This is a genomic window from Vibrio sp. CJQ_6, from assembly GCF_043106745.1.
GTDB lineage: Bacteria > Pseudomonadota > Gammaproteobacteria > Enterobacterales > Vibrionaceae > Vibrio > Vibrio furnissii.
Genome location: NZ_JBICMV010000005.1, coordinates 1 through 2,551, shown reverse-complemented (window position 1 = coordinate 2,551; position 2,551 = coordinate 1). Strand labels below are relative to the sequence as shown.

Below are 2,551 nucleotides of genomic sequence, written 5' to 3'. Positions count from 1 at the left end.
TCGCTCGTTTCGGTTTATTCCGATCACTTGATCCTGCCGTTTTTCTCTCTTCCTATTTTTACTCTAAGTGATCGGATTGCGCCAGTTTTCTCATCGACTCACCTCCTAGTTCTATTCGATGACTATTGTGTACCAGCCGATCCATTAGAGCGTCTGCGACAGTGGCGTTACCGATCATGTTGTACCACTCCTTTACAGGTAACTGACTGATGACGATCGTGCTGCTGTTTTGGTAACGATCTTCAAGCACTTCTAATAAGTGACCTGCATGCTCTTGGGTTAGCTTTTCCATCCCCCAGTCGTCGAGGATTAGTAGAGCTTTCTTAGCCAACGATTGAAGTTGCTTTTGATAGCTACCATCCAGACGACCTGCGGTCAGGTCATCAAGCAGGCGAGTTAATCGGTAGTATCTGACCGTGTGTTGTTGGTCGCAGGCACTGGTTGCCAGTGCGCAGCCAAGATACGTTTTGCCAGCACCTGTTGGGCCTGTGATCAAGATATTCTGGTGCTTATGTAGATAACTGCCCGTTAGAAGTTCGCTCATCTGTTTGCGATTGAGATTTCGTCCCTCCTTGTAGATGAGTTGGCTCGGCTGAGCATCCATTCTCAGTTTGGCTTGTCGTTTTAAGCGTTGGATTTTTGTCTGATTGCGATTCAAGATTTCACTTTCCAGAAGTAGGCTTAGCCTTTCCTCGAAGTCCAGCTCTGCGTAGGTGCTCAGTTGTTCTTGTTGCTGCTCTAACGCTTTCACTGCATGGCTCAAGCGAAGGGTTTTGAGTTGGTCATTCAGTGCGTTCATATCATTTCTCCTAGTGATAACAGTTCGGGCCACGGACATTGCTATGAACAAGGTTCGGCGTGCTCGTGTTGTCTTTGCTAAGTTGCCCTTCACGATTGTTCTTCAGCAGATTATTGATGAAGGTGTAGTTAGGTTTTGTCAGCATCAGGGCATCTTTACAGGCTTGCTCTAAGCGCGATTCGCCGTGGGCTTTGCTCAGATTGAGCAGACCAAGACAGGAACGATAAGACTGCTCTGGATGAGGCTTGGAGTTGAGCATCTTATTGACGACTTCTCGTGTGGCTGGGCCGATATTGGCTCCCCAGTTGAGCAAGCGTCCAGGCGACCACTTCTGATGTTGATGATTACTCGGCATGTGCTCTGGTTGAGTGCTGTTTCCGCGCTCTCTTTGGCTACGTGGATGCTGGGCGACCAAGTTACCTTGATGGTAGATCTGCACCAGGCGGTTGGAGGCTTCCAGCTCGACATGGTGACCAACAAGTTGATGTGGCACCGAGTAGTAGTGGCGGCGATATTCGATGTGATAGTCAGGCCCAACCTTAGCTCGTTTGGTTTCGGTATACAGGTAACGCTGTTTGGGGAGGGGCTTTAACGCAGGCTTATCGAGTTTGTCGAACAGTGATTGACGACTCGCGCCATACTGTTTCATCTCACGTTGGTTTAACTCATTCATGAGTTCTCGGATAGCGAGATTCAGCGCCTTGAAGGTATGGAAGGTTTGGTGTCGCAGCCGCATCATGATCCAGCGTTCCACTAGGAGCACTGCATTCTCTGCCTTGGCTTTGTCTTTCGGTTTGTAAGGGCGAGCGGGCATAACTGCGGTTTGATAGTGATTAGCTAGTTTTTGATAGCTGTCGTTAAGTCTCGGCTCATAACGATTGGCTTTGGTGACCGCGCTACGTAGATTATCGGGAACCAAGAGCTGTGGTACACCACCGAAGTGTTCGAACGCATTAGCATGCGCCTCTAACCAGTAGGACTTACCTTGGCTCGGGAAGGCTTCAACATAGGTGTAATTGGACGCGCCTAAGGTCGCGACGAACACTTCCGCTTCACGCACTTCTCCTGTGTCAGGGTTGACCACCTGAAGCCTAGGCCCACAGTAGTCGATAAACAGCTTATCACCCGCAACATGAAGCTGGCGCATGCTGCGCTTTTGGGTTTTGAACCAGCGAGTGAAGTGCTCACAGAACTGAGTGTAAGCGTAAGCTTGCTCTTGATATTGCTCATGATATTCCTGCCAGAGCAGCATCTTCGTCATGCCTTTACGTCTGAGTTCGACTGCGTATTGAGTGAAGTCTGGCATGACTTTATCGCGACTGGCTTTCTTGCTGTGATACAGCGCTTGCGTGAGATCAGCATCGCTGCAACTTTCGGGTAGAGGCCAGCCAAGTTGGCTTTGTTTAAAGCGAGTCAGGAGTTCCGATATGGTGGACGGGCCGAGTTTCAAGCAAGAAGCGATACCACGATTGGAGAGACCGCAGTCGTACTTAAGGCGTAATACCTCTTTGATTTTGTTCATTGGAGTTCTCTTTTTGGCCATTATCGCTTCCTTACCTTCTTGTTTAAGAAGTAAAGAATAGCGAGTTATTGATTTAAAAGAGAAAAAGGAAGGATTTCGGGTATTCCGATCGCGGTTTTCGCTATTCCGATCACCGATTTCGGAGTTAGGCTAAAAGTGATCGGATAATCGCGGAATCAGTGATCGGTTTAAACCGAAATGGGTGATCGGATAATCCCGAAATGACTGAT

At 48.6% G+C, this 2,551-nt stretch carries 2 protein-coding genes; both read right to left on the bottom strand.

Going from position 1 to position 2,551, the window contains the following annotated elements:
* Positions 1-58: 58 nt before the first annotated feature.
* Positions 59-799 (bottom strand): IS21-like element ISVch3 family helper ATPase IstB, encoded by a 741-nt coding sequence (gene istB / locus ACF8PK_RS00590; RefSeq protein ID WP_392439523.1) that lies wholly within the window; start codon positions 797-799, stop codon positions 59-61.
* Positions 800-809: 10 nt separating this feature from the next.
* Positions 810-2,342 carry an IS21 family transposase gene (istA, locus tag ACF8PK_RS00585; protein ID WP_096070876.1) on the bottom strand — a complete coding sequence of 511 codons (1,533 nt, stop codon included), beginning with the start codon at positions 2,340-2,342 and terminating at the stop codon, positions 810-812.
* Between the last annotated feature and the right edge of the window lie 209 nt (positions 2,343-2,551).